This is a genomic window from Lysobacter ciconiae (genome assembly GCF_015209725.1).
Taxonomy (GTDB): Bacteria; Pseudomonadota; Gammaproteobacteria; order Xanthomonadales; family Xanthomonadaceae; genus Novilysobacter; species Novilysobacter ciconiae.
Map to the genome: position 1 here is coordinate 1,835,521 of NZ_CP063656.1, position 22,650 is coordinate 1,858,170.

The following is a 22,650-nucleotide window of genomic DNA, read 5'->3' on the forward strand; positions in this document are numbered from 1 at the left end:
TCCGCAGCGGCCCGGTTTTGGCCGGAATGACTGGGCTCAGTCGCCTGCTGCCAGACGCGCGGCTGCTTCGACGACGTCCTCTTCGCCGGGAATGACCAGGAACGCCGCGCCGGCGAGCGGCGTGTAGGTGTCCACGCCCACCACCCGCTCAAACGGGATGGTACCCAGCCCGCCTTCGGCGATCGCGGTGATGACGCCCTCGCCCACGCCGGCGCTGTGGCGGCCTTCGTCGACAATGAGGATCCGGCGCGCACCGCGGGCCTGCTCGACGATCCAGGCGTCATTGAGCGGTACCAGCCAGCGCAGATCCACCACCCGCGTCCGCCAGCCGTGCGCCTCGCGGATGCTGCGGGCGGCGCGCAGGCTCATCGGCACGCCGTTGCCGTAGGTGAACACCACAAGGTCATCGCGCCCATCGCCGTCGCCGACATCGGCATCTGCGCCCGCGTCGCTTTCAGGCGGGTACACCCGGCCTTCGCCGATCACCATGGCCTCCCCGCGCGCGGGGTATCCGGTAAGCCAGCCGCCGTCGCCCGCTTCTTGCAGGTCCTTGGTCATGTACAGCGCGATGGGCTCCAGGAACACACTGACCCGCCCGTCCACCTTGGCCAGCGCGGTCAGCGTCCGCAGCATCGTCACCGCATCGTCGCCGCGCGACGGGCAGCCGACCACCAGGCCCGGGATGTCGCGCAACGCGGTGATTGAGTTGTCGTTGTGGAAATGGCCGCCGAAGCCGCGCTGGTAACCCAGCCCGGCGATGCGCACCACCATCGGATTGGCGTACTGGTTGTTGCTGAAAAACTGCAGGCTCGCCGCCTCGCCGCGGATCTGGTCGCAGGCGTTGTGGAAATAGGCGAGGTACTGGATTTCCGGGATCGGCAGCATCCCGACGTTGGCAAAGCCCTGGGCCATGCCAAGGATCATGGTCTCGTCAAGCAGCGTATTGAACACGCGGCGCGGCCCGAAGGCCTTCTGCAGCCCCTTGGTGACGGTATAGACGCCGCCCTTCTGGGCCACGTCCTCGCCGAACAGCAGCGCCTCGGGATACTTGGCGAAGGTCTCGTGCAGCGCCTGGTTGATCTGGATGGCCATGTGGCGTGGCGGCAGGTTTTCCGGCAGCTTCGCCTCGCCGCCGAAGACCTCCAGGCGACGCTCATCGAAGTCGGTGCGCCCAGCCTCGGCCATGACCTTGTCGGGAGAGTACGGAGCCAACGGCGCGATGACGTCGGCCAGCGCTTCGAGTTTGGGTCGGCGATCGGCTTCCTCGGCAGCCGCGAAACAGCGCTTGCGCGTGCGTTCGTAAAGCTCCAGCACCTCATCCCTGGACATGAGCCCGGATTCCAGCGCGATCGCCGCGGACCGCAGCAGCGGATCGGTCGCCTCGACGGCGCACAGTTCCTCGAGCGACCGCCACTCGATCTCGAAGTCGGTCCCGGCGTGACCCATGATCCGCGTCGTGCGCAGGTGCAGGAAGGTCGGCCGGCGGGTGGTCCGGCAGTGCTCGACGGCGCGCTGGACATCGGCATAGCCGTTGGCCAGGTCCAGGCCGTCGGCGGCGAAGTAGTCCAGGTCGGCGCGCTGGGAGAAATTACGTGCGATCCAGCCCGACGGCGTCTTCACCGAGATGCCGATGCCGTTGTCCTCGCACACGAACAGCGCCGGTGCCGGGAGCTTCTGGTAGGCGGTCCAAGCGGCCGCGTTGAAGGCGGTCTGCGCGGTCGCATGGTTGCTGGACGCATCGCCGAAGGAGCAGATGGTGATGCTGTCGTCGGGAATCGGCAGCTCGTGCCCAAGGCGTCGACCGGCCTCGATCGCGATCGCCGTGCCGAGCGCCTTGGGCAGGTGCGAGGCGATGGTCGAGGTCTGCGGGAGCACCCACAAGGGCTTGCTGCCCCAGACCTTGTGGCGGCCGCCGCTGGCCGGGTCGTCCTTGCTGGCGGCAAAGCTCAGCGCGGAGTCCATCGCCGGATCCATCCCGGGCAGTTTGCGGAAACGCTCGGCCATGAAGCCGCCGCTGCGGTAGTGCAGGAAGGCCGGATCGGTATGCCGGGTGGCGCGCGCGACCATGGCGTTGCCCTCGTGCCCGGACGAACCGATCGTATAGAAGACCTTGTTCTGCACCCGAAGCACGCGCGCCATGAGGTCCAGGTGCCGGCTGACCAGCTGCGATTCGAACAGCTCCAGGAAACCCTGGGCATCCAGCGCGCTTCCCGCCAGCACCGGCGCCCCGGCGTCCGGAGCACCGCCTGCCTGCCCGTCCCAGGACCGGACGAACTCGGTGAAATTCACATCGCAGATCTCGGCGCGGTTGAGGCCCCGCATGCGTGCGGGAATGGGGCTGGACAGGCTCGACATCATCAGGGCTCCGCCTCGGCCGGTCGGCGCGAGGCTGCAATAGGAAGGTCTGGAGTTTCGTCAGGCGGGCAACTCAGGCGTGCCGCACGGTCAGAACGCGTTGATCCCCGTCAGCTCCCGTCCCACCACCAGCTGGTGGATGGTCTCGGTGCCCTCGTAGGTGATCACCGACTCCAGGTTCATCGCGTGGCGGATCGCGCAGTGCTCGGTGGTGATGCCGGCGCCGCCCAGCAGGTCGCGGCACTGGCGGGCGATGTCGATCGCCATGCGGCAGTTGTTCCACTTGGCCAGGCTGACCTGGGTCGGAGCCATCGTGCCGGCATCCTTGAGCCGGCCCAGCTGGACCACCAGGAGCTGCGCCATGGTGATGCGACGCGCCATGTCGGCCATCTTCAATTGGGCCGACTGGGTCGCGGCCACCGGGCGGCCGAACAGGATGCGCTCCTTGGTGTAGCCCAGCACTTCGTCAAGGCAGGCAATCGCCGCGCCGATCGGGCCCCAGGTGATGCCGTAGCGGGCCTGGGTCAGGCAGCCCAGCGGACCCTTCAGGCCCTTCACGTTGGGCAGGCGGTTGGCATCGGGCACGCGCACGTTGTCGAAGAACAGGCCGCTGGTGACCGAGGCGCGCAGGCTCATCTTGTGCTTGATCTCCTGGGCGGCAAACCCCGGCATGCCCTTCTCGACCACGAAGCCCTGGATGCCCTCATCGGTCTGCGCCCAGACAATCGCGATGTCGGCCAGGTTGCCGTTGGTGATCCACATCTTGCTGCCGTTGAGCACCCAGTCGCCGCCATCTTTTTTTGCGCTGGTCTTCATGTTGGCCGGGTCGGAGCCGCCGTGCGGTTCGGTCAGGCCGAAGCAGCCGATGGTCTCCCCGCGCGCCATCGAGGGCAGCCAGCGCTGCTTCTGCTCCTGCGTGCCATAGGCGAAGATCGGGTACATGCACAGCGAGGACTGCACCGAGACGAAGCTGCGGATGCCCGAATCGCCGCGCTCCAGCTCCTGGCAGATCAGGCCGTAGGACACCGAGTTCAGGCCGCCACCGCCGTACTCCTCCGGCAGCGATGAACCCAGCAGGCCCAGCTCGGCGATCTCGGGAATCAGCTCGCGCGGAAAGCGGCCCTCATCGAAGGCGTCGCCGATGATCGGCAGCACGCGCTCGTCGGTGAACCGCGCCACCGTGTCATGCACGGCGCGCTCCTCCTGGCTCAGCAGGGAGCGGGTGTCGTACAGGTCGTAGGGATTGAGGGACATGGCGGACTCGTGCGCGAAAACGACCATTGTAAGCAGCACGCCCGACGGAGCGCACCCTGCTCGCCTCTGGCCAAACGCGAAGGGGCCGGAATATCCGGCCCCTTGGGCGTATTACCGCCAGCTGTGATCGCGATCAGCCGCGCGGAGTACCGGCCACGGACGCCGTCTGCACCACCACCTCGCCATCGATCACGGGCAGGCGGTCACCAGGGCGATCGTTCATGCGCACGGTGCGCTCTTGGCCGTCGAAGCGGTAGGTGACATCGTAGCCCACCACCTCATCCCGACTGCCCAGCGAAATGCGCTCGCCGGGCTTGCTGCCCATGCGCTTGCTGCCCGTCGTGCCGTCCGGATTGCGAAACGAGACGTCGTAGCCGACCACACGGCTGGACTGGGAGGTGTCGGCAACGGTGCGGCACTGCCGGTCCACCCGCTCCACGACCCGCCCACCGACATGATTGCGGTCGACGCGGTTACCTACAAAACCACCGGCTACGGCGCCGGCCGCGGTCGCTGCCTTCCGCCCGTTGCCCTTGCCGACCTGGTTGCCCAGGACGCCGCCGATCACCGCACCGGCAACCGTCCCGCCGACGTTGCCATCGCGTTCGGGCAGGCGCTCCTGCACCACCACGTCGTTGCACACCTGGCGCGGATTGGACACCGTGCTGGTTTCACGGACCGGATCCACCCCGGTGACGACCGCGTACATGGGTTCCTTTTCCGTCACTTCCTCCACGTCGACCACCTGCGCGTACGCAAGCAGCCCCGCCGGTGCGGGGTCCAGCGCGGCGATCGAGCCGTCGGCCCGCGAATCGCCGGAGAACCCGATCAGCGAGTTCCCTGGAACAGGCGAAAGATCCGCCGCGGCATGGGTATCGGCCGGTGATCTGTCGAACGAATTGTAGGCGGCAACCGCGACGCCACCGACCATCAGGGCAGCAACGGCAACGGCAAGCATGTTCTTGTTCATCTCTCCACCTCATCCGTACGGGACCCGCCCGCGATTTCGACTGGGCCCATTCCACCATCACCCGGCTGAACGGAACCGCACTTTGCGTCACATGTTGCCAAAATGCGTCTGCACAGCGGCAACATGGCAGTTGCGATACTGATGACGGTCGCACCCGCATACGAGGACACCCATGGCCAACCCCCTTGTTTCACCCTTCATGGGCTGGGCGCGGAAGCTGCGCTTCCCCACCCTGTTCAAGATCACCGCTGCGCTGTTCCTGCTATCGCTACTGATTCCCGATCCCGTGCCGTTCGTGGACGAGATCCTGCTGGGGCTGGGCACCCTGATGTTTGCGCAATGGAAGCAGCGCGGGCAGGTGATCGACGCGCCGCCAAAGGTGCGGCGTTGACCCGGCCGGCCCGGTAGCCGCGCCGTGCTGGTAGACACCCCGTGCTGGTAGACACGCATTGCCACCTGGATGCCCCCGAGTTCGACCCGGACCGCACGGCGGTGATCGAGCGCGCCCTCGCCGCCGGCGTGACCCGGCAGGTGGTGCCGGCGACGATTGCCGCAGGCTGGCCGGGCTTGCGCGATGTCTGTGCCTCCCGTGAGGGGCTGCACCCCGCCTACGGTCTGCACCCGATGTTCCTGGACGCACACCGGCGCGAGCACATGGCGCAGCTGGAGCAGTGGATCGAGCGTGAGAAGCCGGCAGCCGTCGGCGAATGCGGGCTGGACTTCTACATCCCCGATCCGGACCGGGATGAGCAGGCGTGGTACTTCGATGCCCAGCTCAAACTGGCCCGCGACTTCGACCTGCCGGTGATCGTGCACGCGCGCCGCGCGGTGGATCAGGTCATCGCCGCGATCCGCCGGATCGGCAATCTTCGCGGTGTCGTCCACAGCTTTCCCGGCAGCCAGCAGCAGGCGGAGATCCTCTGGGAGCACGGCTTCATGCTCGGAATCGGCGGGCCGGTCACCTACGAGCGAGCCAGGCGGCTGCGCCGGATCGTCGCGACCATGCCGCTGGAATGGCTGCTGCTGGAAACCGACGCCCCCGACCAGCCCGATGCCGCCCATCGGGGCAAGCGCAACGAACCTGCGCGCCTCACCCACGTGCTGGACACGATCGCCGGTTTGCGCGAAATCGCGCCGCAGGAACTGGCGGCCGCCACCTCGGCCAATGCCGAGCGACTGTTCGGCCTGCCGTCGTCCCTGCAATCGGGCTGAGGCGCGACCAGCCCGCCGCTCGTGCACAATCGACCGATGCAAGGGGAGCGGGCATGCAGTCAGTAGAGGGAAAAATTGTCCTGGTCACCGGCGCGGCGATGGGCATGGGCCGGCTCTACGCCGAGCGTGCCATCGCCGAGGGCGCCAGGTCGGTGGTGCTCTGGGACCTGGACGGACCGGCACTGGCGGCCACCCGGGACGAGATCGGCCGGGCGGGCACGCAGGTGCACGCCCATGTTGTCGACGTCGCCTCCCTCTCCGACATCACCACCGCCGCGGCGCGGGTGCGCAGCGAGGTCGGCGATCCGGAGGTGGTCATCAACAACGCCGGCATCGTGCGCAGCAAGCTGTTCTGGGAGCACGACCACAGCCGCGACATCGCGGCGGTGATGGACATTAACGTGCTGGCGCTGATGCACATCGCCCGTGAGTTCCTGCCGGCGATGATCGCCAACCCCGGGCCCGCCCGGCTGCTCAACGTGGCCTCCGCCTCCGGGATGCTGTCGGTGCCGCGGATGAGCGTCTACGCCGCGTCCAAATGGGCGGTGATCGGCTGGAGCGATTCGCTGCGACTGGAGCTGCTGCGCGCAGGCCACGGCCACGTGCGCGTCACGACCCTGATCCCCAGCTACATCACCACCGGCATGTTCGCCGGTGCGCGGCCGCCGCTGCTGACCCCGCTGATGGCGCCGGAGGATGTCGTCGACCGCGCCTGGCGGGCGATGAAACACGGCAAGCCACGCCTGATGATGCCGTGGTCGGTCTGGCTCAGCGGCGCCCTGCGCGGAGTGCTACCGCTGCCCTTGTGGGACGTGCTGGCCGACAGGGTGTTCCGCGTCTACTCCTCGATGGACCATTTCACCGGACGCGGACCCAAAACCGGCGCATGAAAAAAGCGGGCCGAAGCCCGCTTTTCTGCCATCAAGCGCTGGCGCCCGGACGGATTACTCCGCCGCGGCGCCCTCGCCTTCCTCGACGGCTTTCATCGACAGGCGGATGCGGCCCTGCTTGTCGACTTCCAGCACCTTGACCTTGACCATGTCGCCTTCCTTGAGCACGTCGCTGACCTTCTCGACGCGGTCGTTGGAGATCTGCGACACGTGGACCAGACCGTCCTTCCCGGGGGAGATCGTCACGAACGCGCCGAAGTCCATGATCTTGGCGACCTTGCCTTCGTAGATGCGGCCCGGCTCGACGTCCGAGGTGATCTGCTCGATCCGGTCCTTGGCAGCCTGGCCGGCGATCGCGTTGACCGAGGCGATGGTGATCGTGCCGTCGTCCTGGATGTCGATCTGGGTGCCGGTTTCCTTGGTGATGGCCTGGATGACGGAGCCACCCTTGCCGATCACTTCGCGGATCTTGTCGGGATGGATCTTGATGGTGATCAGGCGCGGCGCGAACTCGCTCAGCTCGCCACGCGGGCTGGTCATCGCGTTGGCCATCTCGCCCAGGATGTGCAAGCGACCGGCCTTGGCCTGCTGCAGCGCGGCCTTCATGATCTCCTCGGTGATGCCCTGGATCTTGATGTCCATCTGCAGGGCCGAAATGCCCTCGCTGGTACCGGCCACCTTGAAGTCCATGTCGCCCAGGTGATCCTCGTCGCCGAGAATGTCGGACAGCACGACGTAGTCATTGCCCTCCTTGACCAGACCCATCGCGATACCGGCCACCGGTGCCTTGATCGGCACGCCGGCATCCATCAGCGCCAGCGAGCTGCCGCAGACCGACGCCATCGAGGAGGAACCGTTGGATTCGGTGATCTCCGAGACCACGCGGATGGTGTACGGGAACGCTTCCATGGTCGGCATCACGGCGAGCACGCCGCGCTTGGCCAGACGGCCGTGGCCGATCTCGCGGCGCTTCGGGCCCATCATGCGGCCGGCTTCGCCCACCGAGTAAGGAGGGAAGTTGTAGTGGAACAGGAAGTGGTCCTTGTACTCGCCACCGACCGCGTCGATGACCTGGCCATCGCGCGCGGTACCCAGGGTGACCGCAACGATCGCCTGGGTCTCGCCACGTGTGAACAGCGCCGAGCCGTGCACGCGCGGCAGGATGCTGACCTTGGAGCTGATTCCGCGCACCGCGTCGGGGGCACGTCCGTCGATGCGGACCTTGGTGCTGAGCACGGTGCCACGCAGGGTGCTGTATTCCAGCTGCGAGAACTGCTTGGAGACGTCGCCCGGGGTCCAGCCGTTGGCTTCCATCTGCTCGGCCATCGAGGCCAGCACGTCCTTCTTCAGCGCCGAGATGGCGTCCTTGCGCTCGAGCTTGTCACTCACCGCAAACGCCTGGGTCAGGCGATCGCCCAGCGCGGACTTCAGCGCAGCGACCAGCGACTCGTCGGCCGCCGGCGCGGACCAGGTCCACTTGGGCTTGCCGGCTTCGGCAACCAGCTCGTTGATCGCATTGATCGCGACCTGCATCTGCTGGTGGCCGAACATCACCGCGCCCAGCATGACGTCCTCGGACAGCACATCGGCTTCGGACTCGACCATCAGCACCGCATCGGCAGTACCGGCCACGACGAGCTCTAGCTTGGAATCCTCCAGCTCCGAGACCGTGGGGTTGAGGATGTACTCACCGTCCTTGTAGCCGACCTTGGCGGCGGCGATCGGGCCATCAAACGGCGCACCCGACAGGGCGAGCGCGGCGGAGGCGCCGATCAAGGCCGGGATGTCACCGTCGATCTCCGGGTTCAGCGACATCACCGTGGCGATGATCTGGACCTCGTTGCGGAAGCCATCCGGGAACAGCGGGCGGATCGGACGATCGATCAGGCGGGAGATCAGGGTCTCCTTCTCGGTCTGGCGACCTTCGCGCTTGAAGAAGCCGCCGGGGATGCGGCCGCCGGCGTAGAACTTTTCCTGATAGTCGACGGTCAGGGGGAAGAAATCCTGGCCCTCGCGCGCGGTCTTGTTGGCAACCGCGCTGACCAGCAGCACGGTGTCTTCAACGCGGACGATTACTGCGCCGCCGGCCTGGCGGGCGATCTCACCGGTTTCCAGGGTGACCTGGTGCTTGCCGTACTGGAAGGTCTTGGTAATTTTTGACACGTTTGATTCCTATCGGTGCGGGTGCGATGCGGGATCGGCCGGGCGGGCCCGGTCGGTCACCGGCTGGCGACCTGTTGCTGGTTCTACCACGATCTTCCGACCGCGGAAACGCATCGCGGCGCTCGTGAGCGCCGCGATGGGAAAAGGTTTAGCGGCGAAGTCCGAGCTTCGCGATCAACGCCTTGTAACGCGCCACGTCCTTGCGGTGCAGATAATCCAGCAGGCTGCGACGGCGGTTGACCATCATCAGCAGGCCACGACGGCTGTGGTGGTCCTGTTTGTGCTCCTTGAAGTGCCCCTGGAGCATCTCGATGCGTGCGGTAAGCAGGGCAACCTGGACTTCCGGGGAGCCGGTGTCGTTTTCGCCGCGCTTGTTCTCTTCAATGACTTTCTGGGTATCGATGGACATGTGTTGCCTCGTAGACGCGCGACCCGCAGAACGCTGCCGGCACTGGAAAAAAGCGCCGGCGCACCACAATGGTCCGCCGCTGGATGGTAGGAATTGTTGGAACGAAGGAAGCCTGTGTAAGGCAAGGGGAATTGTAGCCCCCTGCCCAGATGACAACAAGGCGCCGGGGAGCCATCTCAGCCCTGTGGCGCTGTCGCCCATGCGAACAGTCGCTGCGGATGGACCCGACCGGCGTCGTCCAGGCGACCGATGCCCAGCACGCGCCCGGACGGGTCGTGGACCGCTACCGTGCCGTCCGCGACGCAGGGTGTCATCGGTACGGCAGGTTGCCCGTAGCTCATGGCGCGTGCCTGCACCTCATCGACATCGACCCGCGCGAAGTCCGCCAGCCCGGCCTCGATGGGCAGGAGCGCGGCGTCCAGAAACGCGTCGCCCTGCGCGGCCAGTGCCTCCAGCGCCTCGAGGGTGAACATCCGCGGTTGCAGGAAGGGATCGACCCACGTGCGCCGGAGCTGCTCGACATGCGCCCCGCACCCCAGCGTTTCGCCCAGGTCTCGCACGAGGCTGCGGATGTACGTACCCGAACCGCATTCCACGCCGAGCTGGAGGCGCTGCGCGCTGCGCCCGAGCAATTCCAGGGAGTGCACGGTTACCTCGCGTACCGGCGCCTCGATCGCCTCGCCGCGCCGGGCCTTGGCATACAGCGGTTCGCCGCCCTGCTTGAGCGCGGAATAGATCGGTGCGCGCTGCTCGATCCCACCGCGCAGCGGCGACAGTGCGGCCTCGATATCGGCATCGGTCAACGCAGGGACGGAGCGCTCGCGAAGTACCGCGCCGTCGGCATCGTCGGTATCGGTGGTGACGCCAAGCACCGCCGTGGCCAGATACGCCTTGTCGGCCCCCAGCAGCAGGCCGGCGATCTTGGTCGCCTCGCCAAAGCAGATGGGCAGCAGGCCGGTCGCCAGCGGGTCCAGGCTGCCGGTGTGACCCGCCTTGCGGGCACGAAAGAGATGACGCGCACGCTGCATCGCCTGGTTGGAGCTCAGGCCAGCGGGCTTGTCCAGCAGCAGCAGGCCGTCCAGGGAGCGAAACCGCGTCCGCGGACGTTTACCCGCGTGGGTCATTCCTGCTGGTCTTCGCCGTCGTCCACGGGCAGCGGCGGATTGTCACGCAACAGGTTGTCGATACGCTCGCCGCGGTCGACCGAGTCGTCGTAGTGGAAATGCAGTTCGGGTACGTGGCGCAGCTTCATCGCCCGGCCCAAATCGTAACGCAACGGCTTGACGAGTTCCTTCAGGCCGGCCATCGCCTCCTGGGAACGCTCGGCCTGCAACGCGGTCACGAACACCTTGGCGTGGGCGAGGTCGCGGGTGACCTCCACATCGGACACGCTGACCGACGGCAGGCCATGCTCGCGCACGGCGGCGTGCACGAGCGTGCCCAGCTCACGGCGGAGCTGGGCGGAAACGCGGTCGGATCGGTGGAAGGTCTTCATGCGATCACAGCGTGCGCTGGACTTCGATGCGCTCGAAGCATTCGATGACGTCGCCCGGCTGCACGTCGTTGTACTGCTTCACGCCGATACCGCACTCCGTGCCGCTGCGCACTTCGTCCACGTTGTCCTTGAAGCGACGCAGGGATTCCAGCTCGCCCTCGAAGATCACCACGCTGTCGCGCAGCACGCGGATCGGCTTGGTGCGCTTGACCACGCCCTCGGTGACCATGCAGCCGGCCACGGCGCCGAACTTGGAGCTGCGGAAGACGTCGCGGACCTCGGCGTTGCCGATGATCTCCTCGCGGATCTCCACGCCCAGGATGCCCGACGCAACCTGCTTCACCTGGTCGATCACGTCATAGATGATCGAGAAGTAACGCAGGTCGACGCCGTTGGTCTCGATGACCTTGCGCGCCGATGCGTCGGCACGCACGTTGAAGCCGATGATGGTGGCCTTGGAGGTCGACGCCAGCTGGGCGTCGGACTCGTTGATGCCACCCACGCCGGAACCGATGACGTTGATGCGGATATCGTCGGTCGACAGCGCGGTCAGGGCCTCGCGCAGTGCCTGCACCGAGCCCTGCACGTCCGCCTTGACGATCAAGGGCAGGCTGAGCTGATCGCCCTGCCCGATCTGCGCCATGATGTCTTCCATCCGGTTGCCGCTCTGGGCGACCAGGCGCGACTCGCGGCGCTGGGCGTCGCGCTGCTCGGCGACGTCCTTGGCCAGGCGCTCGTCCTCCACGACGACGAAATCGTCGCCGGCATCAGGTACACCCGACAGGCCCAGCACCTGGACCGGAATGGACGGCCCAGCCGACTCGACCTGCTCGCCGGCCTCGTTGAACAGGGCACGGACGCGGCCGTACTGCACGCCACAGACCAGGTAATCGCCCTTCTTCAGCTCGCCCTGCTGCACCAGCACGGTGGCCACGGCACCGCGGCCCTTGTCGAGCGCGGACTCGATCACCACGCCGCTGGCGCGGCCGTCGGCAACCGCCGACAGCTCGAGGAACTCGGCCTGCAGCGTGATGGCGTCCAGCAGGCCGTCGATGTTCTGGCCGGTCTTGGCCGAGAGCTCGACGAACTGGGTGTCACCACCGAACTCCTCGGCGACAACCTCGTGCTCGAGCAACTCGTTCTTGACCCGCAGCGGGTCGGCTTCGGACTTGTCGATCTTGTTGATCGCCACGATCAGCGGAACGCCGGCGGCCTTGGCATGCTGCACCGCTTCCACCGTCTGCGGCTTCACGCCATCGTCGGCGGCAACCACGAGCACGATGATGTCGGTCAGCTTGGCACCGCGCGAGCGCATCGAGGAGAACGCCGCGTGGCCCGGGGTATCCAGGAAGCTGATGATGCCCTTGTCGGTTTCGACGTGATACGCGCCGATGTGCTGGGTGATGCCGCCCGCCTCGCCGGTGGCGATCTTGGTGCGGCGGATGTAATCCAGCAACGAGGTCTTGCCGTGGTCGACGTGACCCATGATGGTCACGACCGGCGGACGGCTGCTCTGCTCGGCGTCGAGGTTCTCGACGTGGGCCAGCAGGACGTTTTCCACGTCGGCGGCGTCGGCGCGGACCACGTTGTGGCCGAGTTCCTCGGTCACCAGCGCGGCGGTGTCGTGGTCGATGCTCTGGGTGATTGTCGCCATGACGCCCATCTTGAACAGCGCCTTGACCACTTCGCCGCCCTTCAGCGACATCTTCTGGGCCAGATCGGCAACCGTGATGGTCTCGCCAATGGCGACGTCACGCACGATCGGCGCCGTGGGCCGGGTGAAGCCCGTACCGGTACGGCTCTGGTCGCTCTGGCGGCGCGGCTTGGCGCGGCCACGGGTATTGGTCGAGCGGCGCGCGCGGTCGGATGCACTCAGGTGCATCTGGCCGGCGAAGCGCTTGCCGCCGCGATCCTCGTCGCGGCCCGCCGGGGCGGCTGCACCGCGACCCTTGCGCGGGGCGGCAGGACGGTCGTCGCCGCGCGCGGGTGGCTTGGGATGGCCGTGGCCGTGGGTCGGCGCCGGCTCGGGCACCTCGTCAGGCGAAACCACGACGGGCGCAGCCTCGGCAGCCTTGGCTTCCTCGATCTTACGGCGCGCGGCGTCTTCGGCGTCGCGCTTGGCCTGCTCGGCCTCTTCAGCGCGGCGCTTGTCCGCCTCGGCCAGTGCCTTCTGCTCGGCCAGGTTGCGCTGACGGGACTCCTCCAGCTTGCGCAGGATCTCGGCGCGCTCATCGGTCGGATCCACCACGCCGGCATCGGGCCGGACCACGGTGACCTTCTTGCGCACGACGACATCCACCGTCGACCGGCTCTTGCCACCGCCGACGGTCAGTTCCTGCCGACGACTGCGGTTGAGGGTGATCTTTTTCGGGGCCTCGCCCTTGGCGTCCGCGGTTTCCGGCTTGCCATGGGTGCGACGCAGGAACCCGAGCAATTTGACCTTCTCGGTGCTGGTGACGGCCTGGTCCGGGCCACTGAAGGGCATGCCGGCCTCGGCCAACTGCTCCAGCAACTTCTCGACCGGCGTATTCACCAGTTGGGCCAACTTGCGGATGGTGGTTTGCTGCGACATTCGGTTTCCGTGTCCTGTGGCACGGGACCAGTGCCCGTGCGTGATGATGCATTGTAGCGGCTGGGTTACCTGAACCCGGTCAAAAACCCCGCCGCGTTACTCGAACCAGTGCTTGCGCGCTTCCATGATCAGGGCCGAGGCGCGTGCCTCGTCCAGACCTTCCACGTCGGCGAGCTCGTCGGTGGCAAGGTCGGCCAGGTCATCCCGGGTGACGATGCCCCGCGCTGCCAGCGCCAGGGCGAGATCCTCGTCCATGCCCTCGAGGGTGAGCAGGTCCTGCGAGGGCGCGCCCTCGTCCTCCACCGCCTCTTCCGCGGCCAGCGCGTCGTCGAGCAGCGCGTCGCGGGCGCGGGTGCGCAGCTCCTCGACGATGTCCTCGTCGAAGCCCTCCACGGCCAGCAGCTCGCCCACGGGAACGTAGGCGATCTCCTCGATCGTGTTGAAACCTTCGGCGACGAGGATCGACGCGATTTCCTCGTCGACCTCCAGCTTCTCCTGGAACAGCTGGCGCGCAGCGGACTGCTCGGCCTCCGACTTCTCGGTGACCTGGTCCTGGGTCATCACGTTGAGCTGCCAGCCCGACAGACGGCTGGCGAGGCGCACGTTCTGCCCGCCCTTGCCGATCGCCTGGGCGAGGCGGTCCTCGGCGACTGCCAGGTCCATCGAGTGCTTGTCCTCGTCGACGATGATCGACTGGACCTCGGCGGGCGCCATTGCGTTGATCACGAACTGGGCCGGATTGTCGGACCACAGCACGATATCCACGCGCTCGCCGTTGAGCTCGTTGGTGACCGCCTGCACGCGCGAACCACGCATGCCGATGCAGGCACCGATCGGATCCGTCCGGTTGTCGTGTGCGAGCACCGCGATCTTGGCGCGGTCGCCCGGATCGCGCGCGCAGCCCATGATCGAGACCAGGCCTTGGCCCACCTCGGGCACCTCGAGCTTGAACAGTTCCATCATGAACTCGGGGGCGGCGCGGCTGATGAACAGCTGCGGCCCACGCGGCTCGCTGCGCACGTCGTAAAGGTAGCCGCGCACGCGGTCGCCGGCACGCAGGACGTCACGGGGAATGCCCTTGTCCTTGGTGATGATCGCCTCAGCGTTGCCGCCCAGGTCGACGTAAATGTTGCCGCGCTCGACACGCTTGACGATGCCGGTCACCAGCTCGCCGACGCGGTCCTTCCAGGCATCGATGACCTGCGCGCGCTCGGCCTCGCGCACGCGCTGCACGATCACCTGCTTGGCGGCCTGCGCGGCAATGCGTCCGAACTCCGGGTTGTCGATCTGCTCGTCGATGTAGTCGCCGACCTCGACTCCCTCGACCTCGTCGACGGCATCCATCAGGCGGATCTGGCGATCGGGAGACTCCATGACCACGTCATCGGCGACCACTTCCATGCGCCGGAAGGTCTCGTAGCTGCCGTCCTCGGGATTGATCTTGACCCGGACCAGCACGTCTTCGTCGAGGTAGCGCTTCTTCGCCGCGGAGGCCAGCGCCGCCTCGATCGCATCGAGGATCACCGACTCCGGCACGCCCTTCTCATGGGCGACCGCGTCCACGACCAGCAACAGTTCCTTGCTCATCTCGTCACTCCGCCGCGGGCGGTTCGTCCGCCGTCGGCTTGTTGGTTGATTTTCCGGTTGGATTCTTTCGAGCACCCGGCTTGGCACCGGGCTTGCTTGGCGCCAGCCCCAGCGCGGCCCAGTCGGGGACCAGGCGCGCCTTGTCGATATTGTCCGCCTCCACAAGCAGGTCGGCACCGTCCACCAGGAACGATACGCCTTCCCCGTCGACCCGCGTAATGACGCCGGTCAGCCGCCGCCGGCCATCCATCGGCAGGCGCAGGGTGACCTTGGCGGTCTCGCCGATGAAGCGGGCGAACTGCGCCTGCGTGAACAGCGGACGATCGAGCCCGGGGGAGGACACCTCAAGGGTGTAATTGCCGGAGATCGGGTCTTCTACGTCGAGCTGGGCGGACACCTCGCGACTCACCGCCTCGCAGTCCTCGATCGACACCGACCGCGGCAGTTCGTCACCGTTGCCGGTCTGCGCGGGCGCAGCCTCGTCGGCCGGCACGTCGATGTACAACCGCACGACCGCACCGCCCGGCGAAGGGAGGTACTCGATGCCAAGCAACTCGACTCCCAGCGAAGCCACGGTGGGGGCGAGAAGGCGGCTGATTTCGGCGGCTTTGTCCGTCACGCGTGGCTGACTCCTTGCGGTGGCGAGTGGCACGTGGGTATCTGCAAACCATTCCAGCAAAAACAACAAAGGACCCGATGGGCCCCTTGTCCAAACACCTGGATGTCGGTGCGACACGCGAGCAGAGCGTGTCACCAAGCCCAGGCTTCGATCATCACGGACGACTCCATGGAGGCTGGCCCGCGGAACGCCGTTGTTCGGGCGATCCTGATCTGAAGCTGGTAGCGGGGGCAGGATTTGAACCTGCGACCTTCGGGTTATGAGCCCGACGAGCTGCCAGACTGCTCCACCCCGCATCAGGCCGCCCATTGTATCGGCGGACTTGAAACTTCGCAAGAGCCCGGCAAGACCTCTGGGGGACTTCCTGCCCGACGGACGATGTCCGCCGGTGTTGCCCGAAGCCCTTGTTACCGGACTTCGTACCCTCTCGGGCCGAGCATCATAACCGCTCGCCGCCCAAATGGGAACAACAATCGGTTTGCGTCGCCACCCGGAGCATCGAACGTCGCGCGCGACGTCCGGCGCGCCGACTCAGATGCCGAAGGAACGCTGGCACCACTCCATCACCGGGCTCCAGGCCAGGCCCAGGGCAAGCAGGATCATTGCGTTCACGCCGAACACGATCCGCAGCGGCCGGTTGCTGGACGGCGGATGCACCGCGCCCACCGGCTCATCGAAGTACATCACCTTGACCACGCGCAGGTAGTAGAACGCGCCGATCACCGCGAAAACGATACCGACGATCGCCAACCAGAGCATGTCGCCCTGCACCGCGGCCTGCAGCACCGCAAGCTTGGCCCAGAAGCCGATGAAGGGCGGCACGCCGGCGAGCGAGAACATCACCAGCAGGATCATCAAGGCCATCCACGGATTGCGCGAGTTCAGGCCGCGGTAGTCGATGATCTCGTCGGCCTCGAAGCCCCGGCGTGACATCACCACGATGGCGCCGAAGGCGGCCGCCGCCATGAGCGCGTAGCTGATCGCGTAGAACATCGCCGCCGCGTAACCGCCGGGCGTGGCGGCGGCGAAACCGATCAGCAGGAAGCCGACGTGGGAAATGGTCGAGTACGCCAGCATCCGCTTCAGGTTGACCTGCATGAGCGCGCCGAGGTTGCCGATCGCCAGCGACAGCACCACCAACACGCCCAGCATGAGCCGCCAATGGTCATCCAGCGGCCCCATCCCCTGCTCCAGCAGGCGGTAGGTCAGGCCGAACGCCGCCAGCTTGGGCGCCGAGCCGATGAACAGCGTGATCGGCGTGGGCGCGCCGTGGTACACGTCGGGCAGCCACATGTGGAAAGGCGCGGCGCCGAACTTGAAGGCGATGCCGGCGACCACGAACACCAGCCCCGTGGCCAGCAGCGTCGGCGATTCGGTGTCCTGCGCAGCCAGTGCGACCGCTTGGATGTCCAGGGCGCCGGTCGCGCCGTAGATCAGCGACAGGCCGTAGAGCAGCAAGCCGGATGCGAGCGAGCCCAGCACGAAGTACTTGATGCCGGCCTCGGACGCCATGGAATTGTCGCGATCGATGGCCACCAGCGCGTACGAGCACAGCGCGAGCATCTCCAGGCCGATGTAGATCATCACCAGGTTGCCGGCCGATACCAGCAGCATCATGCCCAGGGTCGCGAACAGCATCAGCACGGACATCTCGCCCTTGTAGATGCCCCGCTCGCGCATGAACGGCCACAGGTAGACCATCGACAAGGCCGACGCCAGCGCGATGCCGATCTTCAGCACGTCCGCCAGCGTGTCGCGCACGAACATGCCGTCGAAGACGACTCCGTGCCCTCCCGCGCCCGCGGCGATCATCGCCGCCACGCCCAGCAACAGGACCATCGACAGCACATGGGTGACGGCGCGGCGGGTCTCGTCCAGGAACAGGTCGAGCATCAGCAGCGCGAAGGCGCCGCCGACCAGGACCAGCTCTGGCAACAACGGCAGCAATTCGGCGGCGGAACGTACGTGGATCATTGGCTATCTCTGATTGGTCAGGCGCAGGTCGCGCGATTGGCCGACTGGACGGGTTGCAACCTGCTTAGAACTTGGATGCGGCGATCTGCATCGCCAGATTGGCGATGGTGGGTTCCATCATGTCGGTCAGCGGCTTGGGCCATACGCCCAGCGCCAGGGTAAAGACGGCAAACACGCCCAGCACGAACATCTCGCGGCCGTTGAGGTCCTTCATCGCAGCGACCTTGTCATTGGCGACCGGACCCCACAGCACGCGCTTGACCAGCCACAGGCTGTAACCGGCGCTGATGATCAGGGTCAGCGCCGCCACCAGGGCGATCAGCGGGTGCTTCTGGAAGCTGGCGACGATGACCATGAACTCGCCGACGAAGCCGGACGTGCCCGGCAGACCGGAGTTGGCCATCGCGAACAACACGTAGAACACGGCGAACGCCGGCATCAGGTTCGCCACGCCGCCGTAATCGCTGATCCGGCGCGTGTGCAGGCGGTCATAGAGCACGCCGATGCTGGTGAACAGCGCCGCGGAAATGAAGCCGTGGCTGACCATCTGCACCATCGCACCCTGCAGGCCGAGACGTGCCGCATCGACGTTGCCGAAGTCGCGCACCAGGCTGAAGGCGATGAAGGTGCCCAGGGTCACAAAACCCATATGCGCGACCGAGGAGTAGGCAATCAGCCGCTTCATGTCCGACTGCGCCAGCGCCACCAGACCCACGTAGACCACCGCGATCAGGCTCAGCGCGATCAGCAGCCACGCCCACTCGGCACCGGCGTCAGGCACGATCGGCAGCGCGAAACGCAGGAACCCGTAGCCACCGATCTTCAGCATGATCGCGGCCAGGATCACCGAGCCGGCGGTCGGCGCCTCGACGTGCGCGTCCGGCAACCAGGTGTGCACCGGGAACATCGGGATCTTGATCGCGAAGCCCAGCAGGAAGCCGAAGAATATCCACGTCTGCTCGGTGGCCGACAGCGACAGCTGCACCATGTCGGCGATCTGCCAGCTGCCGCCCTTCATGTACAGGTAGATCAGCGCCACCAGCATGAACACCGACCCGAGGAAGGTGTAGATGAAGAACTTCAGCGCGGCGTAGACCCGACGCGGACCGCCCCAGACGCCGATGATGATGAACATCGGAATCAGCATGCACTCGAAGAACACGTAGAACAGCATCGAGTCGAGCGCACAGAAGATGCCGATCATCAGCCCTTCCAGGATCAGGAAGGAGGCGTAGTACTGGCTGACGCGCTTGTCCACGCCCCACGCGCCGATCAGCACCAGCACCGAGGTCAGCGCAGTCAGGCCGATCAGCGGCACCGAGAACCCGTCCACGCCGAAGTGGTAGCGGATGTCGAAGGCCGGAATCCACGGCTTGTTCTCGACGAACTGCATCGCCGCGGTGCTGTAGTCGAATCCGGTGAACAGCAGCAGGCTGAGCACGAAGGTGACGGCGGCCACGCCGGTGGCAAACCAGCGGGCGGGGACCGCACGCTCGTTGCCGAGGGCGAGGGTGATCAGGCCGCCGATGATCGGCAGCCAAACAAGCAGGCTCAGCAAAGGAAGCGCGCTCTGGAAGGGCTCGGGGGTCACGTCGCGGTCCTTGTCAGATCAGGTTACGGATGAGCGCGGCCAGCATCACGATCAGGCCAACAATCATCACAAAGGCGTAGTGGTACAGGTAGCCGGACTGGATCCGGCGGCTCAGGTTGGCAACCAGCTCGACCACCCGGACGCTGCCGTTGACGAACAGGCCGTCGATCAACTTGCTGTCCACCACGCTGGATGCCTGGCCGACCTTGAGGCTGCCACCGGCCAGGCCCTTGATCCACAGGGTGTCGAAACCGTACTTCTCCTCGAGGATGCGGACCGGCACGGCCAGTGTTGCGCGGGCCTTGGCAGGCAGGTCCGGCTTCCAGACGTACATCACCGTGGCCAGTGCGAACCCGCCCAGGGCGAGCCAGAACGTCGGCGCGGTCAGGCCATGCAGCGCGAACTGGACCGGGCCATGCCAGACCTCGGCCGCGAGCGCGGCAACCACGTCACGCGCGGCGCTGACATCGATGGAGCCGAGGAAGAACGGCGCCTGTTCGATGTTGCCGCTCCAGTTGGTGCCGAACAGCATCGGGCCGGCAGTGAAGAAGCCGATCAGCACCGAGGGGATCGCCAGCAGGACCAGCGGCACGGTCACCGACAGCGGCGACTCGTGTGGCTCGTGGACGTCGTGGTGCGCGTGCGGGAGGGCGTCAGCGTGGCCGGCGGCCGGCGCGTCGCGGAAGCGCTCCTTGCCATGGAAGGTCAGGTACAGCAGGCGGAAGCTGTAGAACGCGGTCACGAACGCGCCCAGCAGCACCGCCCAGTACGCGTACTGGTGGACCCAGCTGCCACCGGCGCTGGCGTGGTGCGCCGCCTCGATGATGGTGTCCTTGGAATAGAAACCGCTGAGGAACGGCGTGCCGACCAGCGCCAGCGTACCGATCAGCATCGTCCAGTAGGTGACCGGCATGTACCTGCGCAGGCCGCCCATGCGGCGCATGTCCTGCTCGTGGTGCATGCCGATGATCACCGAGCCGGCGCCCAGGAACAGCAGCGCCTTGAAGAAGGCGTGGGTCATCAGGTGGAAGACGCCCGCGCTGTACGCCGACACGCCCAGCGCGACGGTCATGTAGCCCAGCTGGGACAGCGTGGAATACGCGATCACCCGCTTGATGTCGTTCTGCACGATGCCGATCAGGCCGGTGAAGAACGCGGTGGTCGCACCGATGAAGAGGATGAACTGCAGCGCGGTATCCGACAGCTCGAACAACGGCGACATCCGCGCCACCATGAAGATGCCGGCGGTGACCATCGTCGCGGCATGGATCAACGCGGAGATCGGCGTCGGGCCTTCCATGGAATCGGGCAACCACACGTGCAGCGGCACCTGCGCGGACTTGCCCATCGCGCCGATGAACAGGCAGATGCCGATCACCGTCGCGATCGACCACTCGTGCCCGTCGATCACCGACATCGTCTGGCCGACCAGGCTGGTCGAATTAGCGAACACGGTCGCGTAGTCCAGCGATCCAAAGTGCCAGGCCACCGCGGCGATGCCCAGGATGAAGCCGAAATCACCTACCCGGTTGACCATGAACGCCTTGAAGTTGGCGAACACCGCGGTCGGACGCTTGAACCAGAACCCGATCAGCAGGTACGAGACGAGACCCACCGCTTCCCAGCCGAAGAACAGCTGCAGGAAGTTGTTGCTCATCACCAGCGCCAGCATGGAGAAGGTGAACAGGCTGATGTAGCTGAAGAAGCGCTGGTAGCCGTCGTCGCCGGCCATGTAGCCGATGCTGTAGATGTGCACCAGCAGCGAGACGAAGGTCACCACCACCATCATCATCGCGGTGAGCTTGTCGACCATGAAGCCGATGTGGGCCTCGAAGCCGCCGACCTTGAACCAGGTGTAGAGGTTCTCGTTGAACGGTGCAGCACCCTGCCCCACCAGCTGCCACAGCACCCAGCCCGACAGCGCGCAGCTGATCGCCACGCCCAGGATGGTGACGCTGTGCGCCCCGGCGCGGCCGATCCGGCGGCCAAAGAACCCGGCGATGATCGTGCCCACCAGCGGCGCGAGGACGATGGCCAGCAGCGCCGACTTGGAAACGACGAATTCCATACCCGACATCGGATCAGCCCTTCATCAAATCGATTTCGGCGACGTTGATCGTGCGCCTGTTACGGAACAGCGTGACGAGGATCGCCAGGCCAATGGCGGCTTCAGCCGCAGCCACGGTCAGGATGAAGAACACGAATACCTGGCCGGAAGGGTCGCCGAACTGACGCGAGAAACCCACGAAATTGATATTGACCGCGAGCAGCATCAGCTCGATCGACATGATCAGGACGATGACGTTCTTGCGGTTGAGGAAGATGCCCGCAACGGAGATGCAGAACAGCACCGCACCCAATGCGAGGTAGTGGCCCAGGGCCAGGCTGGAAGCGACCATTTCCATTACGCGCCCTCCTCCGGATTGACGTCGGGTGCCACAGGGTCATGCAGGTTGGCGGGCGTGGACGAACCCATCTGCACGACGCGCAGGCGGTCGGCGACGCGCACCTTGACCTGGTGGCTGGGGTTCTGCTTCTTGCCGCCCTCGCGGATCGGCCGCAGGGTCAGGGTCACCGCCGCGATCACCGCCACGGTCAGGATCACCGCCGCGGTTTCAAACGGCAGCAGGAACCGCGTGAACAGCTCGGTCGCGACCCACTCGGTATTGCCCACGCCGGCGGCCAGGGCGGGGTCGGCCGGGAACGGCTCGGCCATCTTGGCGCGCGCGCCGATCAGCATCAGCATCTCGACCAGCATCACCACCGCCACCACCAGACCGACCGGCAGGTAGCGCACGTAGCCCTCGCGCATGCCGACGATATCGATGTCCAGCATCATGACCACGAACAGGAACAGCACCATCACCGCACCGACGTAGATGACGACCAGGGCCACGCCAAGGAACTCCGCGCCCCCCACGATCCACACACAGGCGACCGAGAAGAAGGTGAGCACCAGCGACAGCGCCGAGTGCACCGGGTTGCGCACGCTGATGACGGCGACCGCCGCCGCGACGGCGGCGATGGAAAAAGTGATGAACGCGATGAAGACGAAATCCATGGGGTGCACTCAGCGGTAGGGCGCGTCGGAGGCGCGACGTTCGGCAATCTCGGCCTCGAGCCGGTCGCCAATTGCCAGCAGCTGCGGCTTGGTGACGATGTTCTGTCCGCGCTGGTCGAAGTGGTACTCGTGGATGTGGGTCTCGACGATCGAGTCCACCGGGCACGACTCCTCGCAGAAGCCGCAATAGATGCACTTGAACAGGTCGATGTCGTAGCGCGTGGTGCGGCGGGTGCCATCCTCGCGGCGCTCCGAGTCGATCGTGATCGCCAGCGCTGGGCACACCGCCTCGCACAGTTTGCACGCGATGCAGCGCTCTTCGCCGTTGGGGTAGCGGCGCAGCGCGTGGATACCGCGGAAGCGCACCGACTGCGGCGTCTTCTCCATCGGATACATCAGCGTGTACTTGGGCTTGAACGCGTATTTCAGCGTCAGGCCCATGCCACGCACCAGCTCGATGAGCAGCAGGCTTTTGAAAAAGGAAACGATGCGATTCAT

At 66.2% G+C, this 22,650-nt stretch carries 19 protein-coding genes and 1 tRNA gene; 3 read left to right on the top strand and 17 right to left on the bottom strand.

What is annotated here, in order from left to right; all coding sequences use genetic code 11:
- Positions 1-36: 36 nt before the first annotated feature.
- The 3 genes from INQ41_RS08350 to INQ41_RS08360 form a co-directional block, all read right to left on the bottom strand.
- Positions 37-2,355 (bottom strand): thiamine pyrophosphate-dependent enzyme, encoded by a 2,319-nt coding sequence (locus tag INQ41_RS08350; protein ID WP_193987291.1) that lies wholly within the window; start codon positions 2,353-2,355, stop codon positions 37-39.
- A 90-nt stretch (positions 2,356-2,445) separates the two neighbouring features.
- Complete coding sequence (locus INQ41_RS08355; protein WP_193983563.1) at positions 2,446-3,609, bottom strand: acyl-CoA dehydrogenase family protein; 1,164 nt, start codon at positions 3,607-3,609, stop codon at positions 2,446-2,448.
- A gap of 133 nt (positions 3,610-3,742) precedes the next feature.
- The gene (locus tag INQ41_RS08360) at positions 3,743-4,579 is read right to left on the bottom strand and encodes a glycine zipper 2TM domain-containing protein (RefSeq protein ID WP_228076553.1); all 837 of its coding nucleotides are present in this window, start codon (positions 4,577-4,579) and stop codon (positions 3,743-3,745) included.
- Between the two features lie 172 nt (positions 4,580-4,751).
- Here INQ41_RS08360 and INQ41_RS08365 point away from each other — a divergent pair, with 172 nt between their 5' ends.
- Genes INQ41_RS08365 through INQ41_RS08375 form a run of 3 tightly spaced genes read left to right on the top strand, consistent with a single transcriptional unit; the run spans position 4,752 to position 6,681 of the window.
- Complete coding sequence (locus INQ41_RS08365; RefSeq protein WP_193983565.1) at positions 4,752-4,970, top strand: DUF6116 family protein; 219 nt, start codon at positions 4,752-4,754, stop codon at positions 4,968-4,970.
- 44 nt (positions 4,971-5,014) lie between these two features.
- A complete protein-coding gene (locus tag INQ41_RS08370; RefSeq protein WP_193987293.1) occupies positions 5,015-5,791 on the top strand; it encodes a TatD family hydrolase in 777 nt (258 codons plus the stop codon).
- A gap of 53 nt (positions 5,792-5,844) precedes the next feature.
- A complete protein-coding gene (locus INQ41_RS08375; RefSeq protein WP_193983567.1) occupies positions 5,845-6,681 on the top strand; it encodes an SDR family NAD(P)-dependent oxidoreductase in 837 nt (278 codons plus the stop codon).
- A gap of 54 nt (positions 6,682-6,735) precedes the next feature.
- Here INQ41_RS08375 and pnp read toward each other — a convergent pair whose 3' ends face one another.
- The 14 genes from pnp to nuoI all read right to left on the bottom strand — a co-directional run bounded on the left by pnp (position 6,736) and on the right by nuoI (position 22,650).
- Positions 6,736-8,844: a polyribonucleotide nucleotidyltransferase gene (gene pnp, locus INQ41_RS08380; protein WP_193983569.1), complete on the bottom strand. Its 2,109-nt coding sequence runs from the start codon at positions 8,842-8,844 to the stop codon at positions 6,736-6,738.
- 148 nt (positions 8,845-8,992) lie between these two features.
- Positions 8,993-9,253 carry a 30S ribosomal protein S15 gene (gene rpsO / locus INQ41_RS08385; RefSeq protein WP_043957234.1) on the bottom strand — a complete coding sequence of 87 codons (261 nt, stop codon included), beginning with the start codon at positions 9,251-9,253 and terminating at the stop codon, positions 8,993-8,995.
- A 176-nt stretch (positions 9,254-9,429) separates the two neighbouring features.
- Complete coding sequence (gene truB / locus INQ41_RS08390; RefSeq protein ID WP_193983571.1) at positions 9,430-10,377, bottom strand: tRNA pseudouridine(55) synthase TruB; 948 nt, start codon at positions 10,375-10,377, stop codon at positions 9,430-9,432.
- Complete coding sequence (gene rbfA, locus INQ41_RS08395) at positions 10,374-10,748, bottom strand: 30S ribosome-binding factor RbfA (RefSeq protein WP_193983573.1); 375 nt, start codon at positions 10,746-10,748, stop codon at positions 10,374-10,376. The genes truB and rbfA overlap by 4 nt, the downstream gene beginning before the upstream one ends.
- Positions 10,749-10,752: 4 nt before the next feature.
- Entirely contained in the window at positions 10,753-13,320 is a 2,568-nt protein-coding gene (gene infB, locus INQ41_RS08400) for a translation initiation factor IF-2 (RefSeq protein WP_193983575.1), read from the bottom strand.
- A gap of 96 nt (positions 13,321-13,416) precedes the next feature.
- Positions 13,417-14,907, bottom strand: coding sequence for a transcription termination factor NusA (gene nusA / locus INQ41_RS08405; protein ID WP_193983577.1), 1,491 nt, complete (start codon positions 14,905-14,907; stop codon positions 13,417-13,419).
- Positions 14,908-14,911: 4 nt separating this feature from the next.
- Positions 14,912-15,526 (bottom strand): ribosome maturation factor RimP, encoded by a 615-nt coding sequence (locus INQ41_RS08410; RefSeq protein ID WP_193983579.1) that lies wholly within the window; start codon positions 15,524-15,526, stop codon positions 14,912-14,914.
- A gap of 219 nt (positions 15,527-15,745) precedes the next feature.
- Positions 15,746-15,822, bottom strand: a tRNA-Met gene (locus INQ41_RS08415).
- A gap of 235 nt (positions 15,823-16,057) precedes the next feature.
- On the bottom strand, positions 16,058-17,500 hold the full coding sequence (nuoN, locus tag INQ41_RS08420) for an NADH-quinone oxidoreductase subunit NuoN (RefSeq protein ID WP_193983581.1): 1,443 nt from the start codon (positions 17,498-17,500) through the stop codon (positions 16,058-16,060).
- A gap of 64 nt (positions 17,501-17,564) precedes the next feature.
- Entirely contained in the window at positions 17,565-19,091 is a 1,527-nt protein-coding gene (locus INQ41_RS08425; protein ID WP_193983583.1) for an NADH-quinone oxidoreductase subunit M, read from the bottom strand.
- 13 nt (positions 19,092-19,104) lie between these two features.
- The gene (gene nuoL / locus INQ41_RS08430) at positions 19,105-21,159 is read right to left on the bottom strand and encodes an NADH-quinone oxidoreductase subunit L (protein WP_193983585.1); all 2,055 of its coding nucleotides are present in this window, start codon (positions 21,157-21,159) and stop codon (positions 19,105-19,107) included.
- A 13-nt stretch (positions 21,160-21,172) separates the two neighbouring features.
- Complete coding sequence (gene nuoK / locus INQ41_RS08435) at positions 21,173-21,490, bottom strand: NADH-quinone oxidoreductase subunit NuoK (RefSeq protein WP_193987294.1); 318 nt, start codon at positions 21,488-21,490, stop codon at positions 21,173-21,175.
- Positions 21,491-21,495: 5 nt separating this feature from the next.
- Positions 21,496-22,152 (bottom strand): NADH-quinone oxidoreductase subunit J, encoded by a 657-nt coding sequence (locus INQ41_RS08440; protein ID WP_193983587.1) that lies wholly within the window; start codon positions 22,150-22,152, stop codon positions 21,496-21,498.
- 9 nt (positions 22,153-22,161) lie between these two features.
- Entirely contained in the window at positions 22,162-22,650 is a 489-nt protein-coding gene (gene nuoI, locus INQ41_RS08445) for an NADH-quinone oxidoreductase subunit NuoI (RefSeq protein WP_193983589.1), read from the bottom strand.

Coding starts and splice junctions, on each gene's coding strand:
- INQ41_RS08350 (WP_193987291.1), bottom strand. CDS start 2,355: ATGTCGAGCCTGTCCAGCCCCATTCCCGCACGCATGCGGGGCCTCAAC.
- INQ41_RS08355 (WP_193983563.1), bottom strand. CDS start 3,609: ATGTCCCTCAATCCCTACGACCTGTACGACACCCGCTCCCTGCTGAGC.
- INQ41_RS08360 (WP_228076553.1), bottom strand. CDS start 4,579: ATGAACAAGAACATGCTTGCCGTTGCCGTTGCTGCCCTGATGGTCGGT.
- INQ41_RS08365 (WP_193983565.1), top strand. CDS start 4,752: ATGGCCAACCCCCTTGTTTCACCCTTCATGGGCTGGGCGCGGAAGCTG.
- INQ41_RS08375 (WP_193983567.1), top strand. CDS start 5,845: ATGCAGTCAGTAGAGGGAAAAATTGTCCTGGTCACCGGCGCGGCGATG.
- rpsO (WP_043957234.1), bottom strand. CDS start 9,253: ATGTCCATCGATACCCAGAAAGTCATTGAAGAGAACAAGCGCGGCGAA.
- truB (WP_193983571.1), bottom strand. CDS start 10,377: ATGACCCACGCGGGTAAACGTCCGCGGACGCGGTTTCGCTCCCTGGAC.
- rbfA (WP_193983573.1), bottom strand. CDS start 10,748: ATGAAGACCTTCCACCGATCCGACCGCGTTTCCGCCCAGCTCCGCCGT.
- infB (WP_193983575.1), bottom strand. CDS start 13,320: ATGTCGCAGCAAACCACCATCCGCAAGTTGGCCCAACTGGTGAATACG.
- nusA (WP_193983577.1), bottom strand. CDS start 14,907: ATGAGCAAGGAACTGTTGCTGGTCGTGGACGCGGTCGCCCATGAGAAG.
- nuoN (WP_193983581.1), bottom strand. CDS start 17,500: ATGATCCACGTACGTTCCGCCGCCGAATTGCTGCCGTTGTTGCCAGAG.
- nuoL (WP_193983585.1), bottom strand. CDS start 21,159: ATGGAATTCGTCGTTTCCAAGTCGGCGCTGCTGGCCATCGTCCTCGCG.
- nuoK (WP_193987294.1), bottom strand. CDS start 21,490: ATGGTCGCTTCCAGCCTGGCCCTGGGCCACTACCTCGCATTGGGTGCG.
- INQ41_RS08440 (WP_193983587.1), bottom strand. CDS start 22,152: ATGGATTTCGTCTTCATCGCGTTCATCACTTTTTCCATCGCCGCCGTC.
- nuoI (WP_193983589.1), bottom strand. CDS start 22,650: ATGAATCGCATCGTTTCCTTTTTCAAAAGCCTGCTGCTCATCGAGCTG.